14 protein-coding genes are annotated in these 16292 nt (G+C 61.4%); 13 read left to right on the forward strand and 1 reads right to left on the reverse strand.

The window, feature by feature from the left end; all coding sequences use genetic code 11:
• The first annotated feature begins 165 nt into the window (after window positions 1-165).
• Genes BLU63_RS06885 through BLU63_RS06895 form a run of 3 tightly spaced genes read left to right on the forward strand, consistent with a single transcriptional unit; the run spans window position 166 to window position 2905 of the window.
• A complete protein-coding gene (locus BLU63_RS06885; RefSeq protein ID WP_083375155.1) occupies window positions 166-954 on the forward strand; it encodes an ABC transporter ATP-binding protein in 789 nt (262 codons plus the stop codon).
• Window positions 951-1898 carry an ABC transporter substrate-binding protein gene (locus BLU63_RS06890; RefSeq protein ID WP_083375156.1) on the forward strand — a complete coding sequence of 316 codons (948 nt, stop codon included), beginning with the start codon at window positions 951-953 and terminating at the stop codon, window positions 1896-1898. The genes BLU63_RS06885 and BLU63_RS06890 overlap by 4 nt, the downstream gene beginning before the upstream one ends.
• The gene (locus BLU63_RS06895) at window positions 1895-2905 is read left to right on the forward strand and encodes a FecCD family ABC transporter permease (protein WP_083375157.1); all 1011 of its coding nucleotides are present in this window, start codon (window positions 1895-1897) and stop codon (window positions 2903-2905) included. Before BLU63_RS06890 ends, BLU63_RS06895 begins: the two co-directional genes overlap by 4 nt.
• A gap of 60 nt (window positions 2906-2965) precedes the next feature.
• Here BLU63_RS06895 and BLU63_RS06900 read toward each other — a convergent pair whose 3' ends face one another.
• A complete protein-coding gene (locus BLU63_RS06900) occupies window positions 2966-7513 on the reverse strand; it encodes a DUF4329 domain-containing protein (protein ID WP_167362271.1) in 4548 nt (1515 codons plus the stop codon).
• A gap of 291 nt (window positions 7514-7804) precedes the next feature.
• Between BLU63_RS06900 and urtA the strand changes: the two genes are divergently transcribed.
• The 10 genes from urtA to BLU63_RS06950 all read left to right on the forward strand — a co-directional run bounded on the left by urtA (window position 7805) and on the right by BLU63_RS06950 (window position 16205).
• Entirely contained in the window at window positions 7805-9070 is a 1266-nt protein-coding gene (gene urtA, locus BLU63_RS06905; protein WP_010463931.1) for an urea ABC transporter substrate-binding protein, read from the forward strand.
• A 163-nt stretch (window positions 9071-9233) separates the two neighbouring features.
• Window positions 9234-10736, forward strand: a complete 1503-nt coding sequence (gene urtB, locus BLU63_RS06910) for an urea ABC transporter permease subunit UrtB (RefSeq protein ID WP_083375159.1) — start codon at window positions 9234-9236, stop codon at window positions 10734-10736.
• Window positions 10736-11815 (forward strand): urea ABC transporter permease subunit UrtC, encoded by a 1080-nt coding sequence (gene urtC / locus BLU63_RS06915; RefSeq protein WP_083375160.1) that lies wholly within the window; start codon window positions 10736-10738, stop codon window positions 11813-11815. Before urtB ends, urtC begins: the two co-directional genes overlap by 1 nt.
• The gene (gene urtD / locus BLU63_RS06920) at window positions 11812-12681 is read left to right on the forward strand and encodes an urea ABC transporter ATP-binding protein UrtD (RefSeq protein WP_010464089.1); all 870 of its coding nucleotides are present in this window, start codon (window positions 11812-11814) and stop codon (window positions 12679-12681) included. The genes urtC and urtD overlap by 4 nt, the downstream gene beginning before the upstream one ends.
• A gap of 106 nt (window positions 12682-12787) precedes the next feature.
• Window positions 12788-13486 (forward strand): urea ABC transporter ATP-binding subunit UrtE, encoded by a 699-nt coding sequence (urtE, locus tag BLU63_RS06925; protein ID WP_077748951.1) that lies wholly within the window; start codon window positions 12788-12790, stop codon window positions 13484-13486.
• 30 nt (window positions 13487-13516) lie between these two features.
• Entirely contained in the window at window positions 13517-14356 is an 840-nt protein-coding gene (locus BLU63_RS06930; protein WP_083375161.1) for an urease accessory protein UreD, read from the forward strand.
• A gap of 158 nt (window positions 14357-14514) precedes the next feature.
• A complete protein-coding gene (ureA, locus tag BLU63_RS06935; RefSeq protein WP_007907366.1) occupies window positions 14515-14817 on the forward strand; it encodes an urease subunit gamma in 303 nt (100 codons plus the stop codon).
• A 9-nt stretch (window positions 14818-14826) separates the two neighbouring features.
• Complete coding sequence (locus tag BLU63_RS06940; protein ID WP_010464096.1) at window positions 14827-15360, forward strand: GNAT family N-acetyltransferase; 534 nt, start codon at window positions 14827-14829, stop codon at window positions 15358-15360.
• 6 nt (window positions 15361-15366) lie between these two features.
• Window positions 15367-15900 (forward strand): GNAT family N-acetyltransferase, encoded by a 534-nt coding sequence (locus BLU63_RS06945; protein WP_010464097.1) that lies wholly within the window; start codon window positions 15367-15369, stop codon window positions 15898-15900.
• A complete protein-coding gene (locus tag BLU63_RS06950) occupies window positions 15900-16205 on the forward strand; it encodes an urease subunit beta (protein ID WP_008146494.1) in 306 nt (101 codons plus the stop codon). The genes BLU63_RS06945 and BLU63_RS06950 overlap by 1 nt, the downstream gene beginning before the upstream one ends.
• The last annotated feature ends 87 nt before the right edge of the window (window positions 16206-16292 follow it).

The raw sequence follows: 16292 nt of genomic DNA on the forward strand, positions 1-16292 counted from the left end.
TAGACTTGCCGCGCTTAGCTCGGCATCATCTCTAGTGTTACTGTATAACTCAAATACAGTGTTTTGATCAGCAGGCCCGCGCCCCCAGGATTTGCGCGATCCCTGTGGGAGCGCGCTTGCCCGTAATGGCGTCATCAGCATCACCCACTCTCTCAGAGCAACTGCATGACCTCGCTTAACCTCTCAAACCTCGCTTGGACACCCCTGGGCCACGGCCACTGCCATCACCAGTTCCAGCTGCGTGAGGCGTCCCTGCAGGTGGCCGCCGGTGAGTTCGTCGGGTTGATCGGCCCCAACGGCAGCGGCAAGACCAGCCTGCTGCGCTGCGCTTATCGCTTCAGCAAGCCCGAGAGCGGCGAGGTCCGGCTCGACCACCATAACGTCTGGAAGCAATCCTCGCGCTGGTGCGCCCAACGCATCGCCGTGGTGTTGCAGGAGTTCCCCGATGCCTTCGGTCTGACCGTCGACGAAGTGGTCGCCATGGGCCGCACACCGCACAAAGGCCTGTTTGGTGGCGACACGATTGAAGACCGGAATCTGGCAACTCAAGCATTGGAGTCCGTCGGCCTCAGAGGCTTCGAAGACCACGCCTTCGCCACCCTCTCCGGCGGTGAAAAACAACGTGTGATCCTCGCCCGCGCCCTGGCTCAGCAACCGCAATTGCTGATCCTCGACGAGCCGACCAACCACCTCGACCCACGCTATCAACTGGAACTGTTGCAACTGGTCAAACGCCTGAAAATCGGCACCCTGGCCAGCATCCACGACCTCAATCTGGCGGCCGCTTTCTGCGATCGTTTGTACGTGATCCATCACGGTCGCATCGTCGCCAGCGGCACGCCGAAAGAAGTCCTGAGCGCCCCGCTGCTGCGCGACGTGTTCGGCGTCGAAGCGCTGATCGATGAACACCCCTTGCACGGCTACCCACGAATTACCTGGATAACCCAACCATGACTTTGCGTTCCCTGCTTTGCTTCACGCTGTTGCTGGGCAGTGCCCACGCGTTGGCCGAGGCCACGAACTACCCGTTGACGATCCAGAGCTGCAACCGCGAAGTGACCTTCACGCAGGCGCCGAAACACGCGGTCAGCCACGACATCAACATGACCCAGATGATGCTCGCCCTTGGCCTCAAACCGCGCATGGCCGGCTACAGCGGCGTGTCCGGCTGGAAGTCAGTCACGCCCGAGATGCAGACCATCCTCGACGGCTTGCCCGAGCTGGCAGCCAAATACCCGTCGGTGGAACCCCTGCTCAATGCCAACGTCGACTTCTTCTTCGCCGGCTGGGATTACGGCATGCGCGTGGGTGGCGACCTCACGCCTCAAACGTTGCAACCGCTGGGCATCAATGTCTACGAGCTGACCGAGTCCTGCGCCTTTGTCATGAAGCGTCCACCGGCCAGCCTGGAAGACACCTACAACGACCTGCGCAACCTCGGCAAGATCTTCGACGTGCAGGACCGCGCCAATGCCTTGATCGCCCAAATGCAGGCGCAAGTCGCCGAGGTGCGCAAGGGGCTGCCCGCCGATAAACCGCGGGTGTTCCTTTACGACAGTGGCGAAGACCGCGCCATGACGTCCGGCCGCCTAGGCATGCCGCAGGCACTGATCGATGCCGCGGGCGGGCGCAACATTCTGGACGACGTCGAGGCGAGCTGGACCCGCGTCAACTGGGAAGACGTGGTCGAGCGCAACCCTCAGGTGATCGTGATCGTCGACTACGGCGAAGTCACCGCCGAACAGAAGGAGCAATTCCTGCTCAGCAACAAGGCGCTGCAATCGGTGGACGCGATCAAGAACCAGCGTTTCATCGTGATTCCGTATGTGCAAGCCACGCCGGGCATCGACAACGTGCTGGCGGTTGAAACCCTGGCCAAAGGTTTCCACGGCGAATGATGGATCGTCGCTATGTCTTGCTGCTGGTGATGCTCAGCGCGCTGTTGCTGGTCTCGTGCGTGGTGTCGCTGGGCTTCGGTCCGGCGCGGGTTCCGGTGGACGTGGTGGGGCGGATCTTGCTGCACAAGGTGTTCGGTGTGGGTGAAGTGAGCTGGACTGCAGGGCAGGAGCACATTGTCTGGCTGATCCGCGTGCCGCGCATGCTGCTCGGTGCGCTGGTCGGTGCTGGCCTGGCGCTGATCGGCGCGGTGCTGCAAGCGGTGACGCGCAATCCATTGGCCGACCCGCACCTGCTAGGGGTCACTTCCGGTGCGACCCTTGGCGCGGTGATTGTGGTGCTGCACGTCGGTGAAATCGTCGGCCTGCTGACCTTGCCGATCGCGGCGTTTATAGGCGCGCTGCTGAGCATGTTGACCGTGCTGATGATCGCCAATCGCAACGGTCGTCTGGACAGTGACCGGCTACTGCTGTGCGGCGTGGCGGTGTCGTTCGTGATGATGGCGATTGCCAATTTGCTGCTGTTCCTCGGCGACCACCGGGCGAGTTCGGCGGTGATGTTCTGGATGCTCGGCGGGCTCGGGTTGGCGCGCTGGGAGTTGCTTGCGGTGCCGGCCGCCAGCGTGTTGCTGGGATTGGTCTTGCTGCTAGGCATGGCCCGACCGTTGAATGCGCTGATGGCCGGCGAACAGACTGCCGTCACCCTTGGTTTGAATGCGCGTACCGTGCGCTTGCGGGTGTTTCTGATTGCATCGCTGATGACCGGCGTATTGGTGTCGATCAGCGGGTCGATCGGGTTTGTCGGGCTGATGGTGCCGCACATTGCCCGTCGACTGGTCGGGGCCGAGCACCGGCGATTGTTACCGGCGTGTGTATTGCTGGGCAGCGTGTTTCTGGTGTGGGTCGACGTCGCCGCGCGCACCCTGATCGCCCCCGAGGACTTGCCGATTGGCGTGGCCACGGCGGCGATTGGCGGGTTGTTTTTCATCGGCCTCATGCAGCGTCGCTGAGCCATGCCAACCGGAGGGGGGCACGGCTCATCCGGCGCTCAGATCAATGAACGCTGCACTTCACAGTTCGTCACGATCTGACTTCGTCGCCGGTTGCACAGGGGGCTGCCAGGTCGCATTCAATCGCCCGCGACGTTGCCAGTAACCATCGGTGTCCAGTACCTCAAGCAATCCGACACTGGCGAGCGCGGCGAGGTACGCAGCGACCCCGTCCTTCGCCTCCTCGTTGAACAAGGCCGTTTCCTGTGGCGAGAAGCTGGGGGTGAATTTGAACAGGGCCCCGCCACGACCGGTGAAATAGCAACAGCCCCCGGAGACACCGCTCTTTTTCACAACGTCTCTGCAGAACCACAGGTCGGCCAAGGCCAGGTTATCCATCAGTAATCGATCAGACGCGGTGGGGGCCTTCACGAACAGGTTGAAGCGTTTGTAGAACTGATGAACAGCCGCCCATTTGTAGTCCTGCGGAAAAACCGGCAACGGCAAAGGCTGCGCACCCGGCACCGTGACCGGTGCAATGGGCCCACCCGGCCCTGAGTAAAACAGCGTACTGGCAGCCCCACTGTTGACGCCGTCCTCATGCGGCTCGACGGCCACGAACGAAGAAGACGCCTGATGGATCAGCACGCCACCCAGATACGGTTGGCCGACGTACTCGCCAATCAATCGCTGCGCCAAGCGAGCCGCATCATCGGCATGGGCGAAGACGGGGCCGAGCGCAAACCGGTTGTCCTGCTCCCACTTGATCAGCTCGATGCCGGTTTTGACACCCCGGGCATCAACCCTGAGCGGCGACCAGAAAGCGCTGCGCACCACGACCTGCAACTCACCGTTGGCGATGACTTTGCGCAGGTAGTCAATCAGCGATTCCCGGCCTGATTGCAGGATTTTCTCGTAGGCCACCGTGGCATGAAACAGGGTCCACTCAGGTGCCTTGGCCCTGGGGGCATAGCGCAACAAGGCGCCGTCGGCGCAGGAGATGTAGACGTTGAGGTACGTGGATCCTTCAGCCGTGCGCACACCGACAGCGCCCAGCCCGTAGGACAGGTCTCGAGGCGAGATGAAGCTCTGCGTCACGTCATGGGGCAATCGTCCCGGGCTTGTCGACGGACACAAATAAATGCCCTCGACTCGATACCCCAACGGTAGCAACCCTTGGGGAAATACCCGCTCGACCGTGAGATGCCCTTGCCGCCCGTCGATCGGCAGCGTCGTCACGTACCGTTCACCGTTCAGTCCCTTGAGCACAAAGCCGAACATCAGGCTGGCACGGGCGCCTACCGTGCGATGGACATGGCGCATGGCATCGTCTACCTGCGTGAAGACCGGGCTGAGCGCCGGCTCGGTAATGGCAAATCGATGCACGTCCGACGAGATAATCCCCGGATAAGCACTCCAGTGCGACAGTTGCCTGGCCTCGCCCCACAGTCGGCTCCCCCGAATCACTTGCAACCGGCCGGCCCTTGCAACCTGATTGACATACTCGCTCGGTGTTAGCGTGCCGTTGCGCATCTGCAGTTCTATCGGGGTATGCCGGCGCTGCAATTGGCTGGGTGGCGCCAATGCCCGGGCGAGTTGCTTTTCGCTGGCGCTTGCACTGAGGGTGTAGCTGATCAGGCTGCCGTCGAGCCCCAGCAGGTATTCCTTGCCGGGCGACAGAGACGGGGAACCCCCCGAACCGGTCAGAATGTCCGCCAGAAAATCCGTGGAAAACATCGCCTGGTACACGTCCCGCTCGCGGTCCGACAGCGCGAAAATCGGTTCGACCGGAATTCTGGAATGGTACCGGGCGACGACCGTACTCTCGGTCAGAAACAAACCCTGTTCAATCAATTCATCCAGACGAATCCAGTTGGCAGGGAAGTTCTCGACCTCCACGGCCACCGGCAACGTTGCGACAAACAAACCATCGGCGCGACGCAGCACCAGGCCGCCGTAGACCCGCTCACGCCGTGAGCCCAACTGCGCCAGCGCATAGCCCGCGGCATCGTCCTGCGACACAAAGACCGGACTGAGGGCTCGCCGCTGGATCTGCACGAAAGGTGTCCAGTCAGGTCCGACACTCCCCGGCTCGTCCCACAGCTCACTGGTGCGCAGCACCTTCAGTTCTCCGGCCTTGGCGAGCATTTGAATGACGTTGGCATAGGGTCGTGTGTCCTTGCCCAATGCTGACGTCAGTTGCTGCACACCCTGATTGTCGAGTTGTGTTGAGGAGGCCGAGTACTGGTAACGCAACAATGCCCCATCCAGTGTTGCGATAAAAATGTTCAGGTCCTGAAAATGCGTCAGACGTTGCGTGCCCTTGTCGTCGTAGATCGCTGCAGCCAAATCGCTGATGGACGCAAAATGCCGGGCAAACCAGGCCTCCGTGGTCGATAACCCTTTAGGCATCCAGCTTGCCGCGTAATAAAGCCCAAGGGTCCTGAACTCGTCGATCAATACCGGAGCGCCAAAGTCGCTTGCCTGGTTCAGCGCCCCCAGGCCCCTGGGCGTAACCGTTTCGGTCGCCACGTACTCCTCGCGCGCCTTGTGCTTGAGGATGAATCCCCAACCCGCCGCGGCTGCGCGGTAGTCATGCCGGGCACGATGGCGGGCGTTCAACACGGCGTCTTCGGCACTGGTAAAAATCGCCCCCAGCACGGGAGCGGCAATGTCTGTGCGGGCGGCCTCGTTATTTGACTGATCACCCAGCACCGTTCCCCGCGGCCCCCACACGTCGCTGCCGACCACCACGCGTAATCTGCCGGTGCCGGCCAGTTCGTCGACCACTGCACTGGGCTCAAGTGTGCCGGCTGCCAGCTCCTGGTCTATCAGCGTTTTGCCATCGGCGAGTACGGCCGCCCGCTGTTGCAGGCGGTTGCGAGCCGCCACTTTCGATACATCGGGGCTGTAAACCAACAGGGCGTCGGCTGAACCGGACAGGTAGAAATCAACAACATGCGCACGCTTGTCGAGCACCGAGCGAATGTCTTCGGTGGTGAACATTTGTGCGTGGATCAGTTGCTCTTGCAAGTCAGTACGCACAATGGCTCCGGCATCCGCTTGCCAACGCGAGGCGTACAGCCCATGAAAAGAGTGACCCTCGACCAACACGATCGGTGCCCCGGTAGCGTCGAGGGGGCAGAGCCTGTCCAGTGCAAACCGTTTTGCGGCAAACACCGGCTCGGTGGCGACGAAACGTTGGTTTCGATCCTGCAAAACCATCCCGACGAAGCCCTGTTCACGCCGGCTGCCAATATATTCATGAGCAAAACGGGCGGCATCGTCCGCCCTGAGGAAAGCGGGACTCAAGCGCCTCGACCGGGCATAGGGTTGCCAGTCAGGCCCCACGATCCCGACAACATCCCAAAGCGCGCTGTCCTTCAGCACCGTCAGCTCGCCAGCCGCTGCCACCTGTCCGATGTACTCCGCAGGCTTGAGCGTACCGGTCTTCAGTCGCACGTTGAGATCCGCGCTGTCCTCCAACGGTACTTCACGCAGGTGCGCCGAAGGTCGGTATTGCAACACGGCGCCGTCCCGGGTCCGTGCGTACACCTTGAGGTAGTCCGGGTACTCCTGCCGGTGGACATCTTCCAGCGAAAACCTGATGCCCGTAGCCAACTCCTGCGGTGAAAAAAAGCGCTCATAAAGCCAGGGCTCGCCGGCGCTCTGAGACGCATCACCCTGCGGCATGAAGTAGACGCCGTTCAGGTCGAAATCGAGCAGGCGCTCCAGCGTGCGATCGGCATTCATCGGGAAGGACTTGAACAGTTCGGCTGCCGGCTCGCTGGAAAGCACCGGATAGGTCGCCATGCACTGCGCGCTGCCGGCAGAGGTCACGACAAACCCCAGATAAACGCTGCCGGTGGATGCGGTTACCGTGGCGGCGGCCGCTTCGATGGCCTTGTCCACCTGGTCGAACACCGCACAAAAAAACGGCTGTACCGACGTCGAACTTCTCACCGCAGCCGTACCGAGCGTCCAGTTCGTCGGCACGTTTCCTCGCACGCCTCCCCACGGTGCATTGGCTACCAGTACGCTCAGGGTGCCGGTCTGGGCGACTTTCTGAATCAGTTGCTCAACGTCGGAGAACGGCCCGAAAGCCTTGACGCCCAGCTCAATGAGTTCTTCCTCTTCTGCCGGCTGAGTGGACTCGTACTTGATCAACGAGCCATCCGGCCCCGACAAATAATGACGCTGGCCATAGGCGCCCGGGTCCTGCATGTGACTCAGGAGATGTGCTCTGGAAAAAAATCCGAGGCTCAACGTGATCTCCTCAGTCGTCCAGCGCGGATGAATACGCTGGACGTCAGCGTGACTGGCCGCGTGGGACAAGTAATACGCCGCGCCCCTGTAGCCGGGTGGGGCAAACAGCTCTTGGGGGTTTTCAGAAGATGACAGAAAGTCGAAATCGAAATGCCTCATCCTTCCCGCCACCGGCAATGTGGGCTGAAATTTTCCGTCGCCACGCTGCAAGATCACACCGCCGTAAGTCTTGTCATGGCGCGCGCCGATCTGCCGGTGAGCCCAGTAGGCCGCGTCATCCGCGCTGATGAAGGTCGGCCCCAGGGCAGGAAAGGTTGCCCCGCGTCGGGGTGCTGAAGGTGTACTGATAGAGATGCCGTTCATGCGCTGCTCACTCAACTGAGAAGCCACGATGATCAAGATCCCCGAGCGCGGCAGGTGGTACATATATATCGCTACCGTTTTTTTGCTTTGCCGCACCCGGCACCAATGCTGCGCACGGCGGTGCACCCGCGCCTTCATCAAGCCCCAGTCTGGTGCGTCATCACGTTCACCGAGGGCTCTATTTCAATATTTCCCTGCCTTTTCCGAACAGGCACAGCCCTTGCTAAAGACCCTTCAGTAGTCCGCATCTGCCAACCCAGAAAAAATTCTAATGTTCATGGAGATCGCACAATGAAGCGTCGTAGCTTGATCAAGGCTTTCACACTCACGGCAAGCATTGCCGCGATGGGCATGACCTGGACCGTCCAGGCCGCCGAGACCATCAAGGTCGGTATTCTGCACTCGTTGTCCGGGACCATGGCGATCTCCGAAACCTCGCTCAAAGACATGGCGCTGATGACCATCGACGAGATCAACGCCAAGGGCGGCGTGAACGGCAAGATGCTGGAACCGGTGGTCGTGGACCCCGCGTCGAACTGGCCGCTGTTCGCGGAAAAGGGTCGTCAGTTGCTGACCCAGGACAAGGTCGCCGTGGTGTTCGGTTGCTGGACGTCGGTGTCGCGTAAATCGGTGTTGCCAGTGTTCGAAGAACTCAACGGCTTGCTGTTCTACCCGGTGCAATACGAAGGCGAAGAGATGTCGCCGAACGTGTTCTACACCGGTGCCGCGCCGAACCAACAGGCGATCCCGGCGGTGGAGTACCTGATGAGCGAAGAAGGCGGCAGCGCCAAGCGTTACTTCCTGTTGGGCACCGACTACGTTTACCCGCGCACCACCAACAAGATTCTGCGCTCGTTCCTGCACTCCAAAGGCGTAGCGGACAAGGACATCGAAGAGGTCTACACCCCGTTCGGCCACAGCGATTACCAGACCATCGTGGCCAACATCAAGAAATTCTCGGCCGGTGGCAAGACAGCGGTCATTTCCACCGTCAACGGCGACTCCAACGTGCCGTTCTATAAAGAACTGGCCAACCAGGGCCTGAAAGCCACCGACGTTCCGGTTGTAGCGTTCTCGGTCGGCGAAGAAGAACTGCGCGGCATCGACACCAAACCGCTGGTGGGCAACCTCGCGGCCTGGAACTACTTCGAGTCGGTCGAGAACCCGGCGAACAAGAAATTCGTGGCCGACTGGAAAGCCTACGCGAAGAAACACAACCTGCCGGGCGCCGACAAAGCGGTGACCAACGACCCGATGGAAGCCACTTACGTGGGCATCCACATGTGGGCGCAAGCGGCTGAGAAAGCCAAATCCACCGACGTCGACAAAGTCCGCGAAGCGCTCGCCGGCCAGACCTTTGCCGCGCCGTCGGGTTACACGCTGACCATGGACAAGACCAACCACCACCTGCACAAGCCCGTGATGATCGGCGAAATACAGGCCGACGGTCAGTTCAACGTCGTGTGGCAGACCGAAGGGCCGATCCGTGCCCAGCCTTGGAGCCCGTTCATTTCGGGTAACGACAAGAAGCCGGATTATGCGGTGAAGAGCAACTGAGTCACTGGATGTCGGCCTGAGCACTTCATTCAGGACCGACACAAATCCCTGTAGGAGTGAGCCTGCTCGCGATAGCGGTGGGACAGACAACAGACCTGTTGATTGATAGACCGCTATCGCGAGCAGGCTCACTCCTACATTCAGCCCGCGCAAGGCCTTACATATGCCCACCGCCCTTTACCGCTTGATCTTTGCACTCGCGCTCTTACTGCCGATGGCCGCGCATTCCGGCGACGCCGAAGACTTCGTCGCCGCCAATCCCGTGCAGCAAGCCAAGCTTCTGGAGTCCTGGGCTGCGCAGCCCGATCCTGCCCGCATCGAACTGATCAACGCCCTGCAACAAGGCGAGTTGACCGTCGACGGCCAAGCCAAAACCCTGCGCCTGAACAATCGTCTGCGGGGTCTGATCGACACCGCGCTGGCCAGCCACCAATTGCTCGCCGCCGACGCCAAAATCCGTCTGGCCGCCGCGCAGCAATTGCAGAAAAGTGCCAAACCGGCCCAGCTGAAATTCCTCGACCAACAACTGGCCGGCGAAAAAGATGAAACCGTCCACGCAGCCCTGAGCCTGGCGCTGGCCAACCTGCAACTGGTCGACACCGACCCGGCCGTGCGCCTCGCGGCGGTGCGCCTGCTCGGCGAAACAGGCGATCCGCTGGCCCGCACCCGCCTCGAAAGCCTGCTGGAGCCGGGCATTGAAACAGACGCCAACGTGCGCACCGCTGCCGAGACCAGCCTGGCCCAGGTCAAACGCAAACTGCTGATCGGCGAAATCCTCGGGCAAGCGTTCAGCGGCATGTCCCTGGGCTCGATCCTGCTGCTCGCCGCCCTCGGGCTGGCGATCACCTTCGGTTTGCTCGGCGTGATCAACATGGCCCACGGCGAAATGCTGATGCTCGGCGCGTACTCGACCTACGTGGTGCAGCTGATGTTCCAGCGCTTTGCCCCGCAAGCCATCGAGTTCTACCCGCTGATCGCGTTGCCGGTGGCGTTTTTCGTCACTGCCGCAATCGGCATGGCGCTGGAGCGCACGGTGATTCGTCACCTCTACGGCCGCCCGCTGGAAACCCTGCTCGCGACCTGGGGCATCAGCCTCATGCTGATTCAGCTGGTGCGTTTGGTGTTCGGTGCGCAGAACGTCGAAGTGGCCAACCCGGCCTGGCTCTCGGGCGGGATTCAAGTGCTGCCCAACCTCGTGCTGCCGTACAACCGCATCGTGATCATCGCCTTCGCCTTGTTCGTGGTCGTGCTGACCTGGCTGCTCCTGAACAAGACGCGCCTGGGTTTGAACGTGCGCGCCGTCACCCAGAACCGCAACATGGCCGCGTGCTGCGGCGTGCCGACCGGGCGGGTCGATATGCTCGCGTTCGGCCTCGGCTCGGGCATCGCCGGGCTCGGTGGCGTAGCGCTCAGCCAGATCGGCAACGTCGGCCCGGACCTTGGCCAGAGCTACATCATCGACTCGTTCCTGGTGGTGGTGCTCGGTGGTGTCGGTCAGTTGGCCGGTAGCGTCATGGCCGCCTTCGGCCTGGGCATCGCCAACAAGATTCTCGAACCGCAGATCGGCGCCGTGCTCGGCAAGATCCTGATCCTCGCGCTGATCATTCTGTTCATCCAGAAGCGTCCGCAAGGCCTCTTCGCACTGAAAGGACGGGTGATCGACTGATGAACCAGCCTCTGATGCTCACGGCCAGCCAAAAGGTCGGTCCCAAAGTCACCATCGCTGTTGGCGCGGTGATTCTGGTTCTGCTGCTGGCGTTGCCACTGCTCTCACTGTTGTCGCCGGACAGTGTGTTCCACGTCTCGGCCTACACCCTGACGCTGGTGGGAAAAATCCTTTGCTACGCCATCGTCGCCCTCGCCCTCGATCTGGTCTGGGGTTACGCGGGGCTGTTGTCCCTCGGCCACGGCCTGTTCTTCGCCCTCGGCGGCTATGCGATGGGCATGTACTTGATGCGCCAGGCCTCAGGCGATGGCTTGCCGGCGTTCATGACCTTCCTGTCGTGGACCGAACTGCCGTGGTACTGGACCGGCACCAGCAGCTTTCTCTGGTCGATGTGCCTGGTGGTGTTGGCGCCGGGGTTGCTGGCGTTGGTGTTCGGGTTTTTCGCCTTCCGTTCGCGGATCAAGGGCGTGTATTTCTCGATCATGACCCAGGCCTTGACCTTCGCCGGGATGCTGCTGTTTTTCCGCAACGAAACCGGGTTTGGTGGCAACAACGGCTTCACCAACTTCCGCACCATTCTCGGCTTTGGCATTACCGAGCCGGGCACGCGCTCGGTGCTGTTTTTCGCCACGGTGGTGTTGCTGGTGGCGAGCCTGTTTATTGGCTGGCGCCTGGCGCAGAGCAAGTTCGGCCGGGTGCTGACCGCGTTGCGCGATGCGGAAAACCGCCTGATGTTTTGCGGCTACGACCCGCGGGGTTTCAAGCTGTTTGTCTGGGTCTTGAGTGCGGTGCTGTGTGGTCTGGCTGGCGCACTGTACGTGCCGCAAGTCGGAATCATCAACCCGAGTGAAATGTCGCCGACCAACTCCATTGAAGCGGCCGTATGGGTGGCCCTCGGTGGTCGCGGCACGCTGATCGGTCCGCTGCTCGGCGCCGGTGTGGTCAACGGCATGAAGAGCTGGTTCACCGTGGCATTCCCCGAATACTGGCTGTTCTTCCTCGGCGCACTGTTCATCGTCGTGACCTTGTACCTGCCCAAAGGCGTGATCGGTCTGCTGAAAAAGAGAGGTGAGCAATGAGAGTCACTGCGACGGCTGAATTCATGCTCGAACCGGCATTTTTTCCTGTGGAGCCCAACAAGGACGCCGGCAGCAGCCGCGATGCCATCGGCCTCGGGCAACGTGTCGGCCCTGGCCTGGACACACGCCACGGCACGATCCTGACCCTGGAAGACATCAGCGTCAGCTTCGATGGCTTCAAGGCGCTCAACGCTCTGAACCTGTACATCGGCGTCGGCGAATTGCGCTGCATCATCGGCCCCAACGGCGCGGGCAAGACCACGCTGATGGACGTCATCACCGGCAAGACTCGCCCCAGTCACGGCAAAGCCTGGTTCGGTGAAACCCTGGACCTGACGTCGATGAGCGAAGTGCAGATTGCCCAGGCCGGCATCGGCCGCAAGTTCCAGAAGCCGACGGTGTTCGAAGCCTTGAGCGTGTTCGAGAACCTGGAGCTGGCGCAGAAAACCGACAAGTCGGTGTGGGCCAGCCTGCGGGCTCGCCTCAGTGGCGAACAGAAAGATCGCATCAGCGAGGTGCTGGAAACCATTCGCCTGACGGCCTCGGTCAATCGCCCGGCGGGTCTGTTGTCCCACGGCCAGAAGCAGTTTCTGGAGATCGGCATGCTGCTCATGCAAGACCCGCAACTGCTGCTGCTCGACGAGCCGGTGGCGGGCATGACCGATGCCGAGACCGAGTTCACCGCCGAACTGTTCAAAAGCCTGGCCGGCAAGCATTCGCTGATGGTGGTGGAGCACGACATGGGTTTTGTCGGCTCGATTGCCGACCACGTCACCGTGTTGCACCAGGGCAGCGTGCTGGCCGAAGGGTCGCTGGAACAGGTGCAGGAAAACGAGCGTGTAATCGAGGTTTATCTCGGAAGATGATTGTGCTCCCGTAGGAGCGAGGCTTGCCCGCGAAGCTTTTGGCGGCCTCGAGGCCCCCTTCGCGGGCAAGCCTCGCTCCTACAGGGGATTTGAGGGGAATTTGAAGATGCTGCAAGTCGACAAACTGCACCAGTATTACGGTGGTAGCCACATCCTGCGGGGCCTGACGTTTGACGTGAAGGTCGGTGAAGTGACGTGCCTGCTGGGGCGCAACGGCGTGGGCAAGACCACCCTGCTCAAATGCCTGATGGGTTTGCTGCCGGCCAAGGAAGGCGCAGTGAACTGGGAAGGCAAACCGATCACCACGTTCAAGCCGCACCAGCGGGTGCATGCCGGGATCGCCTATGTGCCTCAGGGCCGCGAAATTTTCGGCCGCCTGACCGTGGAAGAAAACCTGCTGATGGGCCTTTCGCGATTTCCTGGTTCTGAAGCCAAGGAAGTGCCGGCCTTCATATACGAGCTGTTCCCGGTATTGCTGCAAATGAAGCAACGGCGTGGCGGTGACTTGTCCGGCGGCCAACAGCAGCAATTGGCGATTGGTCGCGCACTGGCCAGCCGTCCACGGCTGTTGATTCTCGATGAGCCCACCGAAGGCATCCAGCCGTCGGTGATCAAGGAGATCGGCGTGGTGATCAAGAAGCTCGCGGCCCGGGGCGACATGGCGATTCTGCTGGTCGAGCAGTTCTACGATTTCGCCGCCGAACTGGCCGACCAGTACCTGGTGATGTCCCGCGGCGAGATCGTGCAGCAAGGTCGCGGCGAAAATATGGAAGCCGAGGGTGTACGCGGTCTGGTTACGATCTAATCTGAAGCGTCCTGACGATAACTAGAAGACATGAACTTACCTCTCCCCACTGCCCTGTTTACCCCGAGCTGGCATGCCGAGCTGGAATTGGGCTACGCCCGGTTCGGCGACAGCACGCGCCCGGTCCAGCGCCGGCATAAAGGCCCGCTACGGGTGCAGAAGCACCTGTATGCCGAAGGGCCGCAAGTGTGCCAGCACATCATCGTTCATCCGCCGGGCGGCATCGCAGGCGGTGATCGACTGGACATCTCGGCCAGCGTCGGCCCGGATGCCTGGGCGCAAATCACCAGCCCGGGCGCTGCCAAATGGTATCGCGCGGCGGGGCCCGCCTATCAGCAGCTGACGTTGAAAGTGGCGTGCGGTGCGACACTGGAATGGCTGCCGCAAGAGACGATTATCTTCAGCGACGCCCAGGCCGAACTCGGCACCTCTATTGATCTGGAGGGCGACGCCCGGCTGTTTTACTGGGACGTCGTGGCGCTGGGTCGCCCGGCCAGTGGCGAGCGCTTCGACCTCGGGCATTTTCAGGCGCAACTGGACATCCGCCGCGACGGCCAGTTGCTCTGGCACGAACGCCAGCGCATTGTCGGGGATGACGGGCTGCTCGACTCGCCGATTGGCCTGGATGGGCAGCCGGTGTTTGCGACGTTGCTGGTCACGGGTGAGATCGATGGCGAACTGCTGGAAACCTGTCGCTCGCTGCCCAATGAAGTGCGCGGCGATCTGACGCAATTGCCGGGGCTTCTGGTGGCTCGGTGTCTGGCCAGTGAGGCGCTGTTGGCGCGGGGCTGGATGATTGATTTGTGGCGGTTGCTGAGACCTGCGTTGCTCGGCAGGGAAGCGGTCCCACCCAGAATATGGAGCACCTGAAACACTTTCCAATGTGGGAGCGAGCCTGCTCGCGAAGGCGCGGTGTCATTCAACATAGATGCTGATTGGCCCGCCGCCTTCGCGAGCAGGCTCGCTCCCACAAGGTTTGTACTCACAGTTCCAATGACCTTTTTAACTGCCCTGATGGATTCCAAACGATGGACCTGACCCCACGCGAAAAAGACAAGCTGCTGATCTTCACCGCAGGCCTCGTGGCCGAGCGGCGTTTGGCGCGCGGCGTGAAACTCAATTACCCGGAAGCCATGGCCTACATCTCCGCTGCGCTGCTCGAAGGCGCGCGTGACGGCCAGACCGTGGCCGAACTGATGCACTTCGGCACCACCCTGCTCAGCCGCGAACAAGTGATGGAAGGCATCCCGGAAATGATCCCGGAGATCCAGGTCGAAGCGACGTTCCCCGACGGCACCAAACTGGTCACCGTTCACCAACCCATCGCCTGAGGACGCGTCATGACCTATCACATCCGCGACGCGCTGCACGCCGATCTGCCGGCGATCCGCGACATCTACAACGACGCCGTGCTCAACACCACAGCGATCTGGAACGAACAGGCCGTGGACCTGGGCAACCGTCAGGCATGGTTCAGCGCCCGGCAAGCCCAGGGTTATCCGATCCTGGTGATCGTCGACGGCGATAACAGTGTGCTGGGCTACGCTTCATTTGGTGACTGGCGGCCGTTCGACGGTTTCCGCCACACCGTCGAGCACTCGGTCTACGTGCGTAGCGACCAGCGTGGCAACGGTCTCGGCCCGCAATTGATGACGGTGCTGATCGAGCGCGCCAAAGACTGCGACAAACATGTCATGGTCGCTGCCATCGAAAGCGGCAATGCCGCTTCCATCCGTTTGCATGAACGGGCCGGTTTCGTGACCACCGGGCAAATGCCGCAGGTGGGCACCAAGTTCGGCCGCTGGCTGGACCTGACCTTCATGCAACTGACCCTCAATCCTGGCGCGGAGCCGCCACCCGCCAACAAGGAGTAATTGCCGATGAACGCTGCCCAACTGCGCCGCGTCAATGTTGAAAGCTTTGCGCACTACCGTCAGGGTTTGATTGATTTGCTGCTCGACGCCGTCGGCTATGGCGCCAGTGTCGGGTTCATGGCCAATCTGGACGCCACTCAGGCCCGCGCCTATTTCGATGAGGTTCAGGACAACCTGAACAAGGGCAACGTACTGCTGTGGGTGGTGGTCAAAGACGAGCAAGTGCAGGCCAGCGTACAACTCACCCTATGCCAGAAAGCCAACGGCCTGAACCGTGCCGAAGTGCAGAAACTGCTGGTGCGCGAACATGCGCGCCGCCGTGGTCTGGGCCAACAATTGATGAGCGCGCTGGAACAGGCCGCGCTCCAGCACAAACGCGGCATGCTTTACCTCGACACCGAAGCCGGCTCCCCCGCCGAAGACTTCTACAAGGCCCTGGGTTACACCAAGGCAGGTCAAATCCCTGATTACGCCTGCGACCCGAGCGGCCAATACAAACCGACCGCCCTCTACTACAAGATTCTTCAGGGAGCCCACTGATGATTCCCGGTGAATACCAGATCCAGCCCGGCGACATCGAACTCAACGTTGGCCGTCGCACTGTCAGCCTGAAAGTGGCCAACAGTGGCGACCGGCCGATCCAGGTCGGCTCGCACTACCACTTCTTCGAAACCAACGACGCCTTGACCTTCGATCGCGCCGCCAGTCGCGGCATGCGCCTGAACATCCCCGCCGGCACCGCCGTACGCTTCGAGCCGGGGCAGAGTCGCGAGGTCGAGCTGGTGGACCTGGCCGGGCATCGTCGGGTGTTCGGGTTTGCCGGCAGGATCATGGGCGACCTCTAAGGAATGCGGTGTCTGCACCGACCCCATCGCGAGCAGGCTCGCTCCCACAGTTGATCGCACTCCCCTGTGGGAGCGAGCCTGCTCGCG

The organism is Pseudomonas mandelii, from assembly GCF_900106065.1.
Lineage (GTDB): Bacteria > Pseudomonadota > Gammaproteobacteria > Pseudomonadales > Pseudomonadaceae > Aquipseudomonas > Aquipseudomonas mandelii.

Excerpts from the sequence above, each read along its gene's own strand:
- urtC (WP_083375160.1), top strand. The coding sequence starts at position 10,736 with ATGAACCAGCCTCTGATGCTCACGGCCAGCCAAAAGGTCGGTCCCAAA.
- BLU63_RS06945 (WP_010464097.1), top strand. The coding sequence starts at position 15,367 with ATGAACGCTGCCCAACTGCGCCGCGTCAATGTTGAAAGCTTTGCGCAC.
- BLU63_RS06940 (WP_010464096.1), top strand. The coding sequence starts at position 14,827 with ATGACCTATCACATCCGCGACGCGCTGCACGCCGATCTGCCGGCGATC.
- urtB (WP_083375159.1), top strand. The coding sequence starts at position 9,234 with ATGCCCACCGCCCTTTACCGCTTGATCTTTGCACTCGCGCTCTTACTG.
- urtE (WP_077748951.1), top strand. The coding sequence starts at position 12,788 with ATGCTGCAAGTCGACAAACTGCACCAGTATTACGGTGGTAGCCACATC.
- BLU63_RS06890 (WP_083375156.1), top strand. The coding sequence starts at position 951 with ATGACTTTGCGTTCCCTGCTTTGCTTCACGCTGTTGCTGGGCAGTGCC.
- urtD (WP_010464089.1), top strand. The coding sequence starts at position 11,812 with ATGAGAGTCACTGCGACGGCTGAATTCATGCTCGAACCGGCATTTTTT.
- BLU63_RS06930 (WP_083375161.1), top strand. The coding sequence starts at position 13,517 with ATGAACTTACCTCTCCCCACTGCCCTGTTTACCCCGAGCTGGCATGCC.
- BLU63_RS06900 (WP_167362271.1), bottom strand. The coding sequence starts at position 7,513 with ATGAACGGCATCTCTATCAGTACACCTTCAGCACCCCGACGCGGGGCA.
- ureA (WP_007907366.1), top strand. The coding sequence starts at position 14,515 with ATGGACCTGACCCCACGCGAAAAAGACAAGCTGCTGATCTTCACCGCA.
- BLU63_RS06950 (WP_008146494.1), top strand. The coding sequence starts at position 15,900 with ATGATTCCCGGTGAATACCAGATCCAGCCCGGCGACATCGAACTCAAC.
- BLU63_RS06885 (WP_083375155.1), top strand. The coding sequence starts at position 166 with ATGACCTCGCTTAACCTCTCAAACCTCGCTTGGACACCCCTGGGCCAC.
- BLU63_RS06895 (WP_083375157.1), top strand. The coding sequence starts at position 1,895 with ATGATGGATCGTCGCTATGTCTTGCTGCTGGTGATGCTCAGCGCGCTG.
- urtA (WP_010463931.1), top strand. The coding sequence starts at position 7,805 with ATGAAGCGTCGTAGCTTGATCAAGGCTTTCACACTCACGGCAAGCATT.